Origin of the sequence: Pectobacterium odoriferum (assembly GCF_009931295.1) — a bacterium.
Classification (GTDB): Bacteria; Pseudomonadota; Gammaproteobacteria; order Enterobacterales; family Enterobacteriaceae; genus Pectobacterium; species Pectobacterium odoriferum.
Genome location: NZ_CP034938.1, coordinates 4,013,791 through 4,028,691 on the forward strand (window position 1 = coordinate 4,013,791; position 14,901 = coordinate 4,028,691).

At 47.2% G+C, this 14,901-nt stretch carries 14 protein-coding genes and 2 pseudogenes; 9 read left to right on the forward strand and 7 right to left on the reverse strand.

The window, feature by feature from the left end:
* Window positions 1-480 precede the first annotated feature (480 nt).
* Complete coding sequence (locus EO763_RS18120) at window positions 481-2,313, forward strand: sensor domain-containing diguanylate cyclase (protein WP_161529787.1); 1,833 nt, start codon at window positions 481-483, stop codon at window positions 2,311-2,313.
* On the opposite strand, the gene EO763_RS18125 is transcribed toward EO763_RS18120, so the two are convergent.
* A complete protein-coding gene (locus tag EO763_RS18125) occupies window positions 2,282-3,298 on the reverse strand; it encodes a type IV pilus twitching motility protein PilT (RefSeq protein ID WP_161529788.1) in 1,017 nt (338 codons plus the stop codon). The genes EO763_RS18120 and EO763_RS18125 overlap by 32 nt on opposite strands.
* Before the next feature lie 21 nt (window positions 3,299-3,319).
* Between EO763_RS18125 and EO763_RS18130 the strand changes: the two genes are divergently transcribed.
* From EO763_RS18130 to EO763_RS18165, 8 genes are all read left to right on the forward strand, one after another.
* Window positions 3,320-4,033, forward strand: coding sequence for a YggS family pyridoxal phosphate-dependent enzyme (locus EO763_RS18130; RefSeq protein ID WP_161529789.1), 714 nt, complete (start codon window positions 3,320-3,322; stop codon window positions 4,031-4,033).
* Between the two features lie 101 nt (window positions 4,034-4,134).
* Window positions 4,135-4,956: a pyrroline-5-carboxylate reductase gene (gene proC / locus EO763_RS18135; protein WP_161530438.1), complete on the forward strand. Its 822-nt coding sequence runs from the start codon at window positions 4,135-4,137 to the stop codon at window positions 4,954-4,956.
* 49 nt (window positions 4,957-5,005) lie between these two features.
* Window positions 5,006-5,560 carry a YggT family protein gene (locus tag EO763_RS18140; protein ID WP_010279107.1) on the forward strand — a complete coding sequence of 185 codons (555 nt, stop codon included), beginning with the start codon at window positions 5,006-5,008 and terminating at the stop codon, window positions 5,558-5,560.
* Window positions 5,557-5,847 (forward strand): DUF167 family protein YggU, encoded by a 291-nt coding sequence (gene yggU, locus EO763_RS18145; RefSeq protein WP_010295005.1) that lies wholly within the window; start codon window positions 5,557-5,559, stop codon window positions 5,845-5,847. Before EO763_RS18140 ends, yggU begins: the two co-directional genes overlap by 4 nt.
* 31 nt (window positions 5,848-5,878) lie before the next feature.
* On the forward strand, window positions 5,879-6,472 hold the full coding sequence (locus EO763_RS18150; RefSeq protein WP_039470191.1) for an XTP/dITP diphosphatase: 594 nt from the start codon (window positions 5,879-5,881) through the stop codon (window positions 6,470-6,472).
* Window positions 6,465-7,604 carry a radical SAM family heme chaperone HemW gene (hemW, locus tag EO763_RS18155; RefSeq protein ID WP_161529790.1) on the forward strand — a complete coding sequence of 380 codons (1,140 nt, stop codon included), beginning with the start codon at window positions 6,465-6,467 and terminating at the stop codon, window positions 7,602-7,604. Before EO763_RS18150 ends, hemW begins: the two co-directional genes overlap by 8 nt.
* A 231-nt stretch (window positions 7,605-7,835) precedes the next feature.
* Complete coding sequence (locus tag EO763_RS18160; protein ID WP_072014018.1) at window positions 7,836-8,096, forward strand: type II toxin-antitoxin system ParD family antitoxin; 261 nt, start codon at window positions 7,836-7,838, stop codon at window positions 8,094-8,096.
* Window positions 8,047-8,385, forward strand: a complete 339-nt coding sequence (locus tag EO763_RS18165; RefSeq protein ID WP_161529791.1) for a type II toxin-antitoxin system RelE/ParE family toxin — start codon at window positions 8,047-8,049, stop codon at window positions 8,383-8,385. The genes EO763_RS18160 and EO763_RS18165 overlap by 50 nt, the downstream gene beginning before the upstream one ends.
* 384 nt (window positions 8,386-8,769) lie before the next feature.
* Here the strand turns inward: EO763_RS18165 and EO763_RS18170 are convergent, their stop codons facing one another.
* The 6 genes and pseudogenes from EO763_RS18170 to EO763_RS18195 form a co-directional block, all read right to left on the reverse strand.
* Window positions 8,770-9,360 carry an RloB family protein gene (locus tag EO763_RS18170; protein ID WP_161529792.1) on the reverse strand — a complete coding sequence of 197 codons (591 nt, stop codon included), beginning with the start codon at window positions 9,358-9,360 and terminating at the stop codon, window positions 8,770-8,772.
* Window positions 9,361-9,387: 27 nt separating this feature from the next.
* Window positions 9,388-10,701 carry an AAA family ATPase gene (locus EO763_RS18175; RefSeq protein WP_161529793.1) on the reverse strand — a complete coding sequence of 438 codons (1,314 nt, stop codon included), beginning with the start codon at window positions 10,699-10,701 and terminating at the stop codon, window positions 9,388-9,390.
* A 556-nt stretch (window positions 10,702-11,257) separates the two neighbouring features.
* Window positions 11,258-11,695: pseudogene (locus tag EO763_RS18180) on the reverse strand (transposase); the annotation flags it as partial.
* Between the two features lie 13 nt (window positions 11,696-11,708).
* Window positions 11,709-12,734 (reverse strand): IS630 family transposase, encoded by a 1,026-nt coding sequence (locus EO763_RS18185; RefSeq protein ID WP_161529794.1) that lies wholly within the window; start codon window positions 12,732-12,734, stop codon window positions 11,709-11,711.
* A gap of 49 nt (window positions 12,735-12,783) precedes the next feature.
* A pseudogene (locus EO763_RS18190) lies at window positions 12,784-13,800 on the reverse strand (IS1182 family transposase); the annotation flags it as partial.
* A 286-nt stretch (window positions 13,801-14,086) separates the two neighbouring features.
* Complete coding sequence (locus EO763_RS18195) at window positions 14,087-14,737, reverse strand: DUF2625 domain-containing protein (protein WP_161529795.1); 651 nt, start codon at window positions 14,735-14,737, stop codon at window positions 14,087-14,089.
* Between the last annotated feature and the right edge of the window lie 164 nt (window positions 14,738-14,901).

Sequence of the window (14,901 nt, forward strand, 5' to 3'; positions counted from 1 at the left end):
GACATCCCCTTGCAGATAGCTCCGCTTCCGTATATTCCCTAAAAAAACCGAATAAATAATGAGAAAAAGCAGGAACCCTCTTCCCTCTTCACACACCTATTTCATAGGTACACTTTCAGATAATTTGAGTATTATTTTTTTACCGCTATTCTCTGTTTTTACACATAAGCGTATAAATAGAGTTTCTGCGTAAAAGCGGCAAAATCAATGACGGCAATACATTGAATAAAAAGATAATGAGAGAAATTTCCTAGTGGTGATATTAATCATGCGTTCTAGGTTATTAATTACCTATTAATATAATATTTATTAAATTAATTAATAGCAGGCTATTTTATTAATTCGCTCCATTGATTTTCGCGTAAAAAAGGGAGACGGTCGATCGCCCAATAACACTACAGATGGCTTCATGATAAAACGAATGCCTCTGACAACAGCGAATCAAGGGTAAAGACAGAAAGAATATAGGCAAATATAAACATGAATAATCAGTCAGTTGATGTTGATTTGATTACCAGGTTTGACAATGAAGCCAAACTGCTCGCACTCAATTCCGTTTATGCCATCGCCGAATTCGACCTGGCAGGGAAACTGATTGAAGCCAATCCTCTTTTTTGCAAAATGCTGGGCTACAAAAAAGAAGACATTATTCAGAAAAGCCACACGCTTTTTATGCCAGAAGCGCAGCGCCAAAAACACGATCATTTCTGGCACGATGTGATTAAAGGGAATATTAACGCAGGGGAATTCCAACGGAAAACCCAAAAAGGAGACATCATTTGGCTCCATGCGGCTTATACGCCCATTATTGATCATTCAGGCCGCCGTATTGGCGTCATAAAGCTGGCGCTTGATATTACTCAGGAAAAGCGTCTGATGTCTGAGCACCGAGCACAGCTAGACGCGATTGAAAACTCGCAAGGCGTGATCGAATTTGATAAAGACGGCTATATTACCCACGTCAATAAACACTACCTGATGCTGACGGGCTACGAAGAGAAAGAAATTCTCGGCCTGCACCACAAGTCACTCTGCGATCCTCTTTATACTGAACAAGCCGACTATCAAACATTCTGGGAAACCTTGCATCGCGGTCACCCTGTCAGCGGGCGCTTCCATCGACTGGGCAAAGGCAACCATTCATTCTGGATACAGGCGACCTATAGTCCGGTCATGGATAGCGACGGTAATGTGAGAAAAATCATTAAATATGCTCACAACATCACGCAAAACGTCGAAACCGAAAAGAAAGCCCATCAGCAAGGCATCATTCTCGATATCCTGCTGTCAGTCCACGACAGCTTTCTGCTCGACCACAATTTGCTTTCCGCCTGCGATAAAGTCTTTGAGCGGCTGCTTAGCGTCACCAACAGCACCTTCGGCTTCATCGCCACATTGCAGGAAGATGAAGATGGCCAGTTGCTCTATCTTCCCGCGATTTCCAACCTGGCCTGGGATGAAGAAACCCTGAACTGGTACAGGCACCAGCGCAGAACCCACGGCGGCTTGAGGCTCCGTAAATTGGATAATCTGTTTGGTCACGTGGTGACCCACAATACGGTGGTGTGCACCAATAACCTGCTGAGGCAAAAGGCTGGCCGAGACCTTCCCCCCATCCATCCCGCACTGTATTCCTTACTTGGGATTCCGATTACCCACAACGGTAAAGCAATCGGGATGATCGCACTGGCTAACCGCCGGGAAGGTTACGATCAAACGATGATCGAACTATTGGCACCGCTGGTGAAAACGCTCGGCATCATTATTCATGCGCGTTCGCTTGAGGATGAACGCACGCAGATAGAAGCGTCTCTGCGCTTTAATGCGGGACATGATTTTCTTACCGGACTACCGAATCGCAGCAGCTTCTTCGAACAGGCCAGCGCCTTTTTTCTACTCAAGCAGCAAAGCCAGCACACCGACAAAGGTTGTCTGGCGATTATCGATATCGATTTGTTCAAAAACATTAACGATCAATACGGCCATCTGGCTGGCGATGCCGTCCTCAAAGAGCTGGCGATGCTCATGCGCATGTCGCTGCGTCAGGAAGATCTGGTCGCCCGCCTTGGGGGTGAAGAATTCATCATTCTGTTAAAAGAGGTCTCTTACCAAACGGCGGTGGTAACGATTGAGCGTATTCGACAAGCGATTGAGCAGCATACGCTGGAATACGATCGCCAGAATCTGTGTTTCACGATCAGCGCTGGCATTGCTGCCTACCGTTCCGATCTTGCCTCCGTTGAGGAGTGGATTCAGTTAGCCGATGAAAACCTCTATGCGGCTAAACGGCAAGGGCGTAACTGTGTGAAATAAGCCCATCCTGACAGCGCTGCTGGTAGCTTTGCTCAAACGTCTGCATTCCCGCAGCGGCTCCCGTCTGAATCAGGCCGGGGAGTTGGTGCGTTTTCCCTTCCCGAATCAGATTACTGACTGCCGCGGTGGCGGTCAGCACTTCATAAAGCGCGATTCGCCCCCCTTGCGCGGCAGGCAACAACTTTTGTGTCACCACCGCCTGCAAACAGGTAGCTAACTGGCTGCGAACATAGGCTTTTTCTTCACCAGGAAAGACGTCAACCAGACGATCGACCGCCTGCGATGCGCTGCGGGTATGCAGCGTCGACAACACCAGATGGCCAGTTTCCGCCGCCGTCAGCGCCAGCCGAATCGTCTCCGTATCGCGCAGTTCTCCCAACAGAATGACATCGGGATCCTCCCGCAGTGCGGCCCGTAATGCCAGTGCAAACGACGCGCTGTGCGCACCGATCTCTCGCTGTTGAATCAGGCAGCGTCGGCTGGCATGGATAAACTCGATCGGGTCCTCCAGCGTAATCACATGGCGATCGCAGCAGTCGTTTAACGCCCCAAGCATGGCCGCCAGCGTTGTGGATTTACCGCTCCCTGTCGCACCGGTAATCAGGATCAGTCCGTTCGGTTTCTCCAGCAGTGTCGAGAAAACGGGTGGCGCGTGTAGCGCTTCCAATGAAGGCTGAGCGGATGGAATAACGCGCAACGCCGCAGACAGCCCTTCCCGCTGGCGAAACACATTTACCCGCAGGCGTTGCCCATCAGGCAGCATTAATGCGCCGTCCACCTGACCAATCTGCCGCAGTTGCTCGCGCTGAGCCGGTTCGAGCCAGGCATCGCACCATTGCGCCACCTGATCCGGCGTTAAACGTGGTAAGGTATTTTCAGGCTGTAGCCTCCCGTCCACACGCAACACTGGCGGATGACCGCTACAAAGGTGCAGATCCGAGGCATTATGTTTTACACTACGCGCCATCCACTCATCCAACTCCATAGATTAACCTCCTGAATAACCATGACGACAATCCAGCAGAATCTACAGGACATCCGGCAGCAAATCGCCACCGCCGCGGCGCATTGCGCACGGGCACCAGAAGAAATTACGCTACTTGCAGTTAGTAAAACCAAACCTGTGAGCGCGATCGAAGAAGCCATCGCGGCAGGGCAACGGGCGTTTGGCGAGAACTATGTTCAGGAAGGCGTGGAGAAGATCCATTATTTCCAGGAAAACCATCCGGACACGCCATTGGAGTGGCACTTTATCGGCCCGCTACAGTCAAATAAAAGTCGGCTGGTGGCTGAGAATTTTGACTGGTTTCACACCGTGGATCGCCTGCGCATTGCGCAGCGTCTGAGTGAGCAACGTCCGACCACCTTGCCGCCGTTAAACGTTCTGTTGCAGATTAATATCAGCGGCGAACCGAGCAAATCCGGCATTATGGTAGAAGAACTCGCGGAACTCGCCGCCAGCGTCGCCGCACTGCCCAACCTGCGCTTGCGTGGCCTGATGGCGATTCCGGCACCGGAAACCGATTATGAGCAGCAGCTTGCTGTTTTCAAGCAAATGGCTGTGCTGTTCCAAACGTTGTCTGCAAATCATCCGCACATTGATACACTTTCTATGGGGATGACGGACGACATGCGTGCGGCGATTACCGCAGGCAGCACATTGGTGCGCATTGGTACGGCAATCTTTGGCGCGCGGGACTATTCAGCCAAAAGCGTATAAATAAACAGTCAGTCAAAAACGAATCAACAGCAGGGCACGCCCTGAACAGCACGTCATCTTTGACAGAATACAAACGGAACAGGTGATCAGCGATAATGCAGATGCAACAACGTAAAATAGCGTTTATTGGTGCCGGGAATATGGCGCAGGCCATTATCGCCGGATTGGTTAACGGCGGTTATCCCGCTCAACACATCAGCGTCTGCGCGCCTTCGGGTAAAAACCGTGATGCGCTGGCTGCACAGTATGGCGTGATCAGTAGCGCAGACAATGTACGCTGCGCTCAGGAAGCCGACGTCGTTGTGCTGGCCGTCAAGCCGCAGATGATGGCAACGGTTTGCGAACCGCTACGTGAACAGGTCAACTTCAGCGGTAAGCTGGTGCTCTCGATTGCAGCAGGCATCAACATCGCCCGTTTTCAGGCGCTCCTGGGCGAGCCACTGAATATCGTGCGGATTATGCCAAACACGCCGTCTCTGGTCGGCAAAGGCATGAGCGGGATGTATGCCCCCGCCTCCGTCAGTCAGGCTGATAAAGACTTCACCGCACAGCTGATGCAGAGCGTCGGTAAAATGTGCTGGGTGGAGAGCGAACAAGGTATTAACGGCGTGATCGCCGCAGCGGGCAGCGCACCGGCTTATTTCTTCCTGTTTATGGAAGCGATGCAGCAGGAAGCCATCCGTCAGGGGTTCAGTCAGGAAACGGCTCGCCTACTGGTGCAACAGGCCGCGTCCGGCGCTGCCGCACTGGTTGAAGCCAATCCCGATACGCCGCTATCAACCCTACGGGAAAATGTGACGTCCAAGGGCGGTACCACAGCAGAAGCCTTACGGGTATTAAACGAACAGCAGTTGACGCAAACCGTGGCTGAAGCCATGCAGGCGGCAATTGCTCGCGCACAGGAAATGGAAACGCTTTTTTAACCAAAGCGGGTTCCCCGATTCTTTATCTTATTAAGGAAAAGACGTACTTATGCTCACGCTGACTTTTCTGGTCAAAACGCTGGTCGACCTCTATGTAATGGTCCTGCTGCTACGCATCTGGATGCAGTGGTCACGCAGCGATTTCTATAACCCGCTGTCGCAGTTTGTCGTCAAAATCACCCAGCCGATTGTCGGGCCACTGCGCCGCATTCTGCCGTCGTTAGGGCCGATTGACAGCGCCTCGCTGCTGCTGGCCTTTATTCTCACGACGATCAAATACCCGTTACTGCTGTTGATTCAGGTTGGTGCGATTTCCCTTAGCCCAATGAACCTGCTGGTCGGGCTCATTTCGCTGATTAAATCCGCGGGCTATCTGGTTTTCTGGGTCATCATCATCCGTTCGATTATGAGCTGGGTCAGTCAGGGCCGTAGCCCAATCGAGTATCTGCTGCATCAGTTGACCGAACCGCTGATGGCGCCGCTCCGCCGCGTTATTCCGGTTATGGGCGGCATCGATTTCTCCGCGATGGCGGTGATTCTGATTCTGTATATGCTCAACTATCTGGGCATGGACCTGTTTCCGGGGCTGTGGTTTCTGCTGTGAGTGCCATTACCCGCCACGGCGATGCGCTGGTGATTCGGCTGTATATTCAGCCGAAAGCCAGCCGGGATCAGATCGTGGGTTTGCATGGCGACGAACTAAAAGTCGCCATCACCGCTCCGCCGGTTGATGGGCAGGCCAATGCCCATCTGACCAAATTCCTCGCCAAACAGTTTCGAGTCGCCAAGAGTCTGGTCGTGATTGAAAAAGGCGAACTCGGACGGCATAAACAGATTAGAATTACCCATCCGCAACACATCCCGGCTGACGTCGCGGGCTTCATTGAATAAACACGATTGAATAAATACGCAGGACAAGACGATGCAAAAAGTGGTTTTGGCTACCGGAAACCCCGGTAAAGTGCGCGAGCTCGCCAGCTTGCTGGCCGATTTCGGTCTGGATATTGTGGCGCAGACCGAACTGGGCGTGGATTCCGCCGAAGAAACCGGCCTGACCTTTATCGAAAACGCCATCCTGAAAGCACGTCATGCGGCACAAATCACAGGATTGCCGGCGATTGCCGATGATTCCGGTCTGGCTGTCGATGCGCTGGGCGGCGCACCGGGCATTTACTCGGCACGCTACGCGGGTGTGGATGCCAGCGACCAGCAAAATCTGGATAAGCTGCTGCTGACGCTAAAAGACGTACCGGACGAACAGCGCCGCGCCAGCTTCCACTGCGTGCTGGTTTATCTGCGCCACGCTGAAGACCCGACGCCGATTGTCTGCCACGGTAGCTGGCAGGGTGTGCTGACGCATGAAGCGGCGGGCAGCGGTGGCTTCGGCTATGACCCGATCTTCTTCGTGCCAGAGCTGGGTAAAACGGCAGCGGAACTGACGCGTGAAGAGAAGAACGCGCAGTCTCACCGCGGCCAGGCGCTGCGCCTGTTGCTGGATGCGCTACGCAATGCTTAAGCTTCCCCCGCTCAGCCTGTACATTCATATTCCGTGGTGCGTACAGAAATGCCCATATTGCGACTTCAATTCTCACGCGCTGAAAGGCGACGTGCCGCATCAGGAATATGTCGATCATCTGCTGGCGGATCTGGATGCTGATTTGCCGCTAGCGAGCGGTCGTGAACTGCACTCGATCTTTATCGGCGGCGGCACGCCCAGCTTGCTGAGCGCGGAAGCGATGCAGGCGCTGCTCGATGGCGTTCGGGCGAGAATTCCGTTAACGCCGGATGCCGAAATTACGATGGAAGCCAATCCCGGTACGGTTGAAGCCGACCGTTTCAGCGGCTATCAGCGCGCGGGCATTAACCGTATCTCCATCGGCGTTCAGAGTTTCGATCCACAGAAGCTGACGCGCTTAGGGCGTATTCACGGCCCGGACGAAGCCAAGCGTGCAGCGCATCTGGCGACCGGTCTGGGATTACGCAGCTTTAATCTGGATCTGATGCACGGCTTGCCGGATCAATCGCTGGATGAAGCGCTGGACGACCTGCGTCAGGCCATTGCGCTCAACCCACCGCATTTATCGTGGTATCAGCTCACCATCGAACCCAATACGCTGTTTAGCTCGCGCCCGCCGACGCTGCCGGACGACGACGCGCTGTGGGACATCTACGAGCAAGGCCACGCGCTACTGAGTGCCGCTGGCTACCAGCAGTATGAAACCTCTGCCTATGCCAAACCGGGCTACCAGTGCCAGCACAACCTGAACTACTGGCGCTTCGGTGACTATTTGGGGATTGGCTGTGGCGCACACGGCAAGCTGACTTTCAGCGACGGCCGCATTCTGCGCACGGTAAAAGTCCGCCATCCTCGTGGCTATATGCAGGGCACGTATCTGGATAAACAACACGATGTTGCTAACGACGATCGGCCTTTTGAGTTTTTCATGAACCGCTTTCGCCTGCTGGAAGCCGCTCCGCGCGAGGATTTCACAGCGTACACCGGTCTGGACGAGCACAGCATCCGCTCACAGTTGGATCAGGCGCTGGCGCAAGGCTACCTGACGGAAACCGCCACGCACTGGCAAATCACCGAGCACGGTAAACTGTTTCTGAACTCCCTGCTAGAGCTGTTTCTGGCGGAAGAGTAACGATAATTCAGTGGGCACGTTTTCTCTGAAAAACCTGCCCATTGCTTCCCACCCTACTTCTCCTTTTGCAATGCTTACAAACCTTATTTCGAGCCGTCTCCCTTTTCCATCACGCGCCTCTTGTCCGCCGAGCGGAAATCCTTTTTCCTTGTGCTGGACGACGATTTCATCTTTAAGTACGCTACGAGCTTCTAGTAAGAATAAATCTTACATCTGAACGTTGGAGGCATAATGGCCAGAACCATGACAATTGACCTTGGAGATGAACTTCGCCATTACGTGGAATCGCTGGTGGAATCAGGTGATTACCGCACACAAAGTGAAGTCATTCGGGAAGCGCTGAGAATGCTACGGGAAAAACAGGCGGAGTCAGATCTGCAAACGCTGCGTCATTTACTCGCTGAAGGGATAAACAGCGGAGAGCCACAGGAGTGGAATAAAGATGAGTTCTTGCAAAAAATCAGAAGCAGGACGCGAACAGCCACCCGATAAAATCAAGCTAACACCGCTGGCGCAACGCGATCTGGAGGCGATTTACCTCTACGGTTTACAGCATTTTAATGAAGAAAGCGCCAACACCTATCTGGAAACCATCGAACACGCCTTTTCCGCTATCAGACACAACAAGATAGGGATAGAACGTAGGGAACTTGGGCTAGGCTTGTACTCATTTCCCGTCGTCAGACATACGCTATTTTTTCTGTACGAAACAGATAGCGTCATTGTTGTTCGAATACTTCATCAGTCGCAGGACAGTGTGCGGCATCTTAAGTGGCTATGAGCCCTTTCTGCGACCATAAATTGCATTAGCTCAGACTTGATCCGCAGACATAACATCATCAAATCTGACAGACTGCATTGAGCGAAAAGCAGAAATTACATATCTGTTAAAGTGGCTAATTAGTGATCTACTGTAATGATTTGATAATAGAATCACATAAGCCATTTATTAACAATGGATTACCCCAAAAAAAGCCCCCTCAATTGTATTTTCAACAATTCAACCACGTTACAACAAAGACAACTACCATGTACATTCGAAGCAGTTATGGGCAATCACCGACTAAAGCTTTAGCTTCTAGTTAACTGGCATCAGTAGAAAAGGTATAGATTTTAAAATCTATACCTTTACCAGTTAATATAATACTTCAGTAATATAATTTAATTAATAGCCAATTTCTTGCCCTAGTTTATTTAATCTTTCGACTAACGTGTGAATAGTAGTATAAGGGTAAGAGTCGCACTCGCAAGCTCCAGGCAACATCATTTCCGAATAAAGTCGCTTCGAACGTTCAATAGCCCCATATTGATATTCAAGTAATATTTGATACATATCTTCATCATTCTTTTTGTACGGTTTACCCAAATAGCCAGTAAGTGCTTTTACATAATCACCACGAGTTATTTTCGTATCTAAATATGCAAAATGCAAGACATACCATAATTCAAACGACTCATTGGAAAATGCAATATTTATATTATTTTTCCGCGCTAACGTAAGCGCATCCTTAACTCTTTTCTTAGTAAAAGAATCTCTATCAAAGACGCACCAAGCCTCTTTGAACTTCCCTGTAGAGAACATTTCTAATGCTTTTTCAACAACACTAACAGTATTACACCCAGCACCAACTATCTCACACTTTGTATTTACTTTAAATTTTTTGAAGTATGATGGCTCTGTGCGGGCACCTTCACATACAATAAGAACTTTTTTTTCAGTATCTTTGCTGCCAACTTTCCTTTGTTTTAATTTCATTTTCAACCTCAGCAAAAATAAGGAAAATTAATTTAAATCCGAACCCCAAATTATATCTGAATCACCTAACATTGGAATAGCACCAAAATCACCTTCGAAATATCCTTTCCTATAGGATGCATCATTCCTAACTTTATATTCAACTAGTTGCTTTAAATGTGAGCCGCCTAAAGAGTCTTTTTCTGCAAACCAAATCTGATCTCTACGCAACTCATCTTTATCCAACAGATTAGTATCATGTGTTGCGACTACCAATTGAGCATTATTCTTATTAATATCTAAACTGTTGAACATTCTAATAATTTTCTTGGTAATTAAAGGATGAAGCCTTGCATCAAACTCATCGATAAATAAGATATATGAATTATCAAAGGTATCCATCAAGGGACCAGCTAATGCAATGAGTTTTTTCGTTCCTTCAGATTCGTTTTCACCCAACTCAAAATTAATGGTATCTACAAAAACACCTTCGTCATTGAAACGGTTATGAGTAGTAGCGACTCCTAAGGAATCATGCTTTGGCAAAGATACATTTTTAAATCTTGAATCTTTTTTTATAGTTGTAAAAATTGCATCCAGAAGTTCACTTTCTTTTTTCTCAACCCGATCACCTTGGCTCTTAGAGATATTAACGATATCCAAGTCAAACATATCAATGATTGATTTAATTTTCTTACGTTTGTTTTCATCATCCAAAAGTTTTACAGTGAATGGGAGATAACCTATATCACTCATACCTTGTATAACTCTGATTTTCCTAAACCATCTAATAACTGATTTCGAAATTTCTCCATCAAAGTTAGCACAGACGGATAAAAACAAGGCATTTTTCCTTGTTCTTTTTTCTAAACCAATACCTTCCTTAAATTCTTTGTGGACATTTATTTCTTTCGTATTCCTATTAAATAACACTACTTCTTCTTTATTTTTTTCTATTACAGAAAGAGTTTCTGATGTAATTTTATCACTAACCGCAGCAAACGTATATTCATAAAGTTTATTGTTAATAATGAATATCATTTCAAATGATGATGGTTCATCTTCAAATCTTGGATTTAATTTAAATGGAAGAACATTTATATCCTCATCCGCTTGTGATTCTTTTGAAGAATTGATTACCATTTTCTTCATAAAAGATAATGCAGAAAAGACATTACTTTTTCCACTTCCATTAGCCCCATATATAACAGCTGCTTTTAAAAGGTCTATATCAGGGAAAGCATTAAATACCGCTCTTTTATCTAAATTCCTATCCTTAGACTTAATTTTTGCGGCAAGCATCGATAGCGTTGCCTCATCCTTAAACGACAAATAGTTTTTAAAAGAAAATTGTACAAACATCTTAACCTCCAATGACCACATAACTTACATTAGAAGCATTCTAATATCTGCGTGAAAAAACCACAAAACAATCTGTGCCATTTTACTTTTGAGAAATAAAAAAAACATAACAATATGATTAATATACAAAAAAATACATTAATGACTGATGATTGAATTTTATATTTGTGATTTTTTAACATTCATAACCATATGATTTTTAATCATTATTTAAGATTAACGCCATTTATCATTACAATAAACTGTAACTTAGAACGCGAACACACAAGAATCCTCCCTGGTGGCGACAGCTTTTGTCACTTCTCTCCCATAGCCAGTTGACTGGCCTATTCCTGTTGATTGACAGATTTTGATGTTAACAATGTCCGCATCTGGCACAGGCTGTGTAAAAACTCGTTTTTTGCAGTATCTGAGTACTATCCTCAGTTAGGGATGCAAGATATTCCTGATATTGATTGTATTCGCTGTGATTTGTATGTAGAGGCAGAATGAGGCTTTTGTGGCTTGATATGGGGTGCTAATGGCTTGTTATTTGGGGGTAATGCGGCCACTCCCGCTAGTTGCATTGTTCTCGCAGCTTAATGGCCAATCCTCCGGTACCCCAGATGGACATCATCCTTTTCAGGTTATAAGCCAGCACATGCAGACTGATTTCTGTGCTAACGTTTTTAAACCGTTGCGTCAGGAAGTGAGTCGCTCCCATCCACATTTTAATTGTCCCGAACGGATGCTCTACCGTTTGCTTTCGCACTACAGCTGTTTGTGGTGATGCGTTAAGCTTGGCTTGCATGTCTTCCATTTCTGCTTCATGAACCCAGCGCCTTATACGTCTCGGATCGCGTTTTGATGTGGTGCACCTTGACCGCTGACTGCAATCGCGACAAGCAATATTGTTAAAGTACATTTGCTGCTCTAAACCATCCTCAACCACCGTAAATCGGTTCTGAAGCTCGCTACCCATCGGACAAATATAAATATCTTTTTCCTGGTCATATACCCAATAAACCTCAAGATGCAGGTTTGAGCACCTGAAAGCGATCGTGGATTCTGGATGTCAGCGAGTCCGCTATTTCTGGCAGCGTGGTTGAGAAAAAACTGAATATCGCATTCCGAAAATCGCGCGTGTTTTCAAAATAGCGGTTATTCCGTGCATGCTCGTTCATCACTTTCCATAAGCGCTCTATCGCATTCAGATTCGGACTGTAAGGCGGTAAATAGTGAAGCTCTATATTCACGACAAAAGCCCAGTCTTTAATCAATTGGGTCCGGTGATAACCCGCTCCGTCCTGTATCACATGGATTTTCTGCCGATAATCGGGGTGACGTTTACGTATCTCTATGAAAAAAAGAGCAATGTTGTAGTCATTAATCGTTTTGTCATCGTGAATAACCGTGTTGCCAATATCGCTAAGATTCAGCGCACCCAGTATATTCAGACGGGTTCGGCTTCCCGTTGTTTTCACTGACTTTTTATGTCCTTTCCGTATCCATCCATAACTGAGCTTTGTCGCCTGTGTCGGATGCACTGCATCGATAAACAGAATCGGTTCATTACCTGCCGTTTTCTTTAAGTTTTCATAATATTCAATGAACTGCTTCTGTTTTTGCTCACTGAATTTATGGGGTATACCCGCTGGTTTTTTGTAAGTGAAACCCTGACGGTGCAGCCACTTGTTCATGCCGGGAATGCTGAACCGGATAGCCCAGCGCTGTTCAACATACGCCACGATATCGCGAGTATGATGGAACAGATGCAGAGATAACTGACTGATGAGGTTTGCTGTTTGAGTGGCGCTGAGCATGCTGTTAGAGCCACCGTTTTCAGGCTTGAGTTTGCGGGTGTTGACGTAATCGTTGATATGCTGGTTTACCGTCGTTTCGTGCAGACGCAGAGCCTGCGCAATCATCGCAGAAGTCCAGCCTTCTGAGGCAAGAAGGACGGCTTTAATACGGTCACGAACACGGCCATCACGAGTGGTGTCATGAAGGTGCTCAAGTTCGGCTTTCTGTTCGTCGGTAATAAATATCTTCATAGTGGATGAGCTTGATCTTCTCGTCACATAAAATCAAGCATCTTCAATGATCACGGGTATATTTGAACAATGAACGATTGAAAAGACCTTTGCGGTCAGCGCCAGAGGTATCGCCTTTTGGTACTAAGGCTACGGCACCTAAGTCCTGCGTTGCTTTAATATCACCCCGGCTGTAATAACCTTTATCAGCCAGTACGGTAATATCCGCTTTGCCAACAGCGTCTTGCGCTAATTTTGTCACCGCGGTTAGCTGCCCACGGTCTGGTGTATTCGTTACTTCATGCGCAACAATCAGGTGATATTTAGCATCAACGGCAGTCTGGACGTTATAGCTAACCTGGCGGTTAACATTGTTTATCTTCATTAGCCGGGAATCAGGATCTGTTAGTGACAGCTGCTTATCAGGGTGCTGCACAACGGCCTGTTGAATTTGCTTGAGTTCTTTCAAACGCTTTTGCAGCCATGCCAGTTTTGCAGCGGTTAAACCTGCATTTTTATCGGGCTCCGCAGTCTTGTCAGCTTCATCGAGTTTATTCAGGTAAAGAGCGATACTTTGCTCAACCCTTTCGATGTGGCCTTTTGTTTTCTGGGGCGTGAAGTTGTTCGATTTGCTGTTTACCGTCTTGAACTTACTCCCGTCAATGGCAACCACCACATCGGTGAACATCTGCATCTGCCGACACAGATCAATGAAAGCCCGGCAAGCATTTTTGATACCTTTAGCATTGTTTTTTCTGAAGTCTACAATGGTTTTAAAATCAGGTGTTAATCGCTCAAGTAACCACATCAACTCAACGTTACGATGGGCTTCTTTTTCTAACCTGCGGGATGACTGAATGCGACTCAGGTACCCATAAATGTACAGCTTCAGCATGGTTGCGGGGTGATATCCTGGCCGCCCGGTTTGTTTTGCATTAACACGCTCGAAGCCAAGTACATCTAGCTGTAATTCATCAACAAAGACATCAATAACCCTGACAGGATTGTCTTCTGTGACAAAATCATCCAGCACTTCAGGGAGCAATGTCACCTGATGTCTGCCTTGACCTTTAATGTGGTGAGTCATATCTGCACCCGCAATATTTAATCGTATGATTTTAATTTTATTAAATAAAGTAGGTTACTGCATGGGTTTATCAAGAATTGTTGATCATATAAGGCCACTGCTTAGACCAAAAAGTGATCAGCAGTTTTCACACAGCCTGGGCACGAAGCGGACGACCTAGTTGAGCTGAAGGTTTATTGTGAGCGAGGAGCGGAAGTTCACTCTTATTCTGAAAACGCATCATAATATTTTTAACACAGTGTTTGTTATTCAACGGAGGAGATCAATTACGCTGCATATTCGTTATTTAACGTTGTAGGTTCATGCTCAATAACCAGTGCTCATCAATAGGCACAATCGCCCGTGAACGCTGTTCTATACGCAAATTCGGCTCGGTCCACAGATAGGGATAAAAGGAGTAAACCTTGTCACCACACATTGCAGAAATTTCTTCACGCCAGCCTACCCAGCGTACGCTTTGATAGAATCGTTCCAGATTTCCATGAAGAGCCCAGTTCAGAAGACCAGAATAGCTCATATCAAGGTTTTCCCATTCAAGCGAGTCCGGTGCAAGATAATACACGCAGCCTCGATCTTCTCCGAATTCACCACCGTTAAGTGCAAAAAAACCTCCGGATACATCATCAGCAACTAAGAGTGCTTGAAATGTTCGGCCAGGTGTTACAGATTGCGTCCAGGAAGCAGGAGTGCGTGTCAGTTGAGGGTGACCGGATCCTAAAATTCTCAACCAGCCATTATCAATCAGGATGCCGCCCGTTTCATATACCAGACTGCCTAGCGGGGAGAAGGTCGTCACCTGAAGCTGATGTAATGCAGATCCTGCGAGAATAGGGTCACAGGGAAGCACTTCATAATTGTTGCTCGCTTCTTTAAGATATTCCTGTACTGTCAGCCAGCCAGACCTTTGGTGGTCAATGAGTTCAATGAGTTCCCTCATACGTTTCCCTTAGTCGCACTTCCCATCTTTAATCCATATATAGGACTACAAACCGATAACATGGGCACATCCTTTAACATACACCTTTTAGATAAAACATGGCATCAGGTTAGCGACTTCCACTTTGGCACAAAACCGCCTGTCAGGTTAGATTTATCCCTGCG

Coding starts and splice junctions, on each gene's coding strand:
- EO763_RS18195 (WP_161529795.1), bottom strand. CDS start 14,737: ATGAGGGAACTCATTGAACTCATTGACCACCAAAGGTCTGGCTGGCTG.
- EO763_RS18150 (WP_039470191.1), top strand. CDS start 5,879: ATGCAAAAAGTGGTTTTGGCTACCGGAAACCCCGGTAAAGTGCGCGAG.
- proC (WP_161530438.1), top strand. CDS start 4,135: ATGCAACAACGTAAAATAGCGTTTATTGGTGCCGGGAATATGGCGCAG.
- EO763_RS18165 (WP_161529791.1), top strand. CDS start 8,047: ATGAGTTCTTGCAAAAAATCAGAAGCAGGACGCGAACAGCCACCCGAT.
- EO763_RS18160 (WP_072014018.1), top strand. CDS start 7,836: ATGGCCAGAACCATGACAATTGACCTTGGAGATGAACTTCGCCATTAC.
- EO763_RS18120 (WP_161529787.1), top strand. CDS start 481: ATGAATAATCAGTCAGTTGATGTTGATTTGATTACCAGGTTTGACAAT.
- EO763_RS18140 (WP_010279107.1), top strand. CDS start 5,006: ATGCTCACGCTGACTTTTCTGGTCAAAACGCTGGTCGACCTCTATGTA.
- EO763_RS18175 (WP_161529793.1), bottom strand. CDS start 10,701: ATGTTTGTACAATTTTCTTTTAAAAACTATTTGTCGTTTAAGGATGAG.
- EO763_RS18125 (WP_161529788.1), bottom strand. CDS start 3,298: ATGGAGTTGGATGAGTGGATGGCGCGTAGTGTAAAACATAATGCCTCG.
- EO763_RS18130 (WP_161529789.1), top strand. CDS start 3,320: ATGACGACAATCCAGCAGAATCTACAGGACATCCGGCAGCAAATCGCC.
- EO763_RS18185 (WP_161529794.1), bottom strand. CDS start 12,734: ATGAAGATATTTATTACCGACGAACAGAAAGCCGAACTTGAGCACCTT.
- hemW (WP_161529790.1), top strand. CDS start 6,465: ATGCTTAAGCTTCCCCCGCTCAGCCTGTACATTCATATTCCGTGGTGC.
- EO763_RS18170 (WP_161529792.1), bottom strand. CDS start 9,360: ATGAAATTAAAACAAAGGAAAGTTGGCAGCAAAGATACTGAAAAAAAA.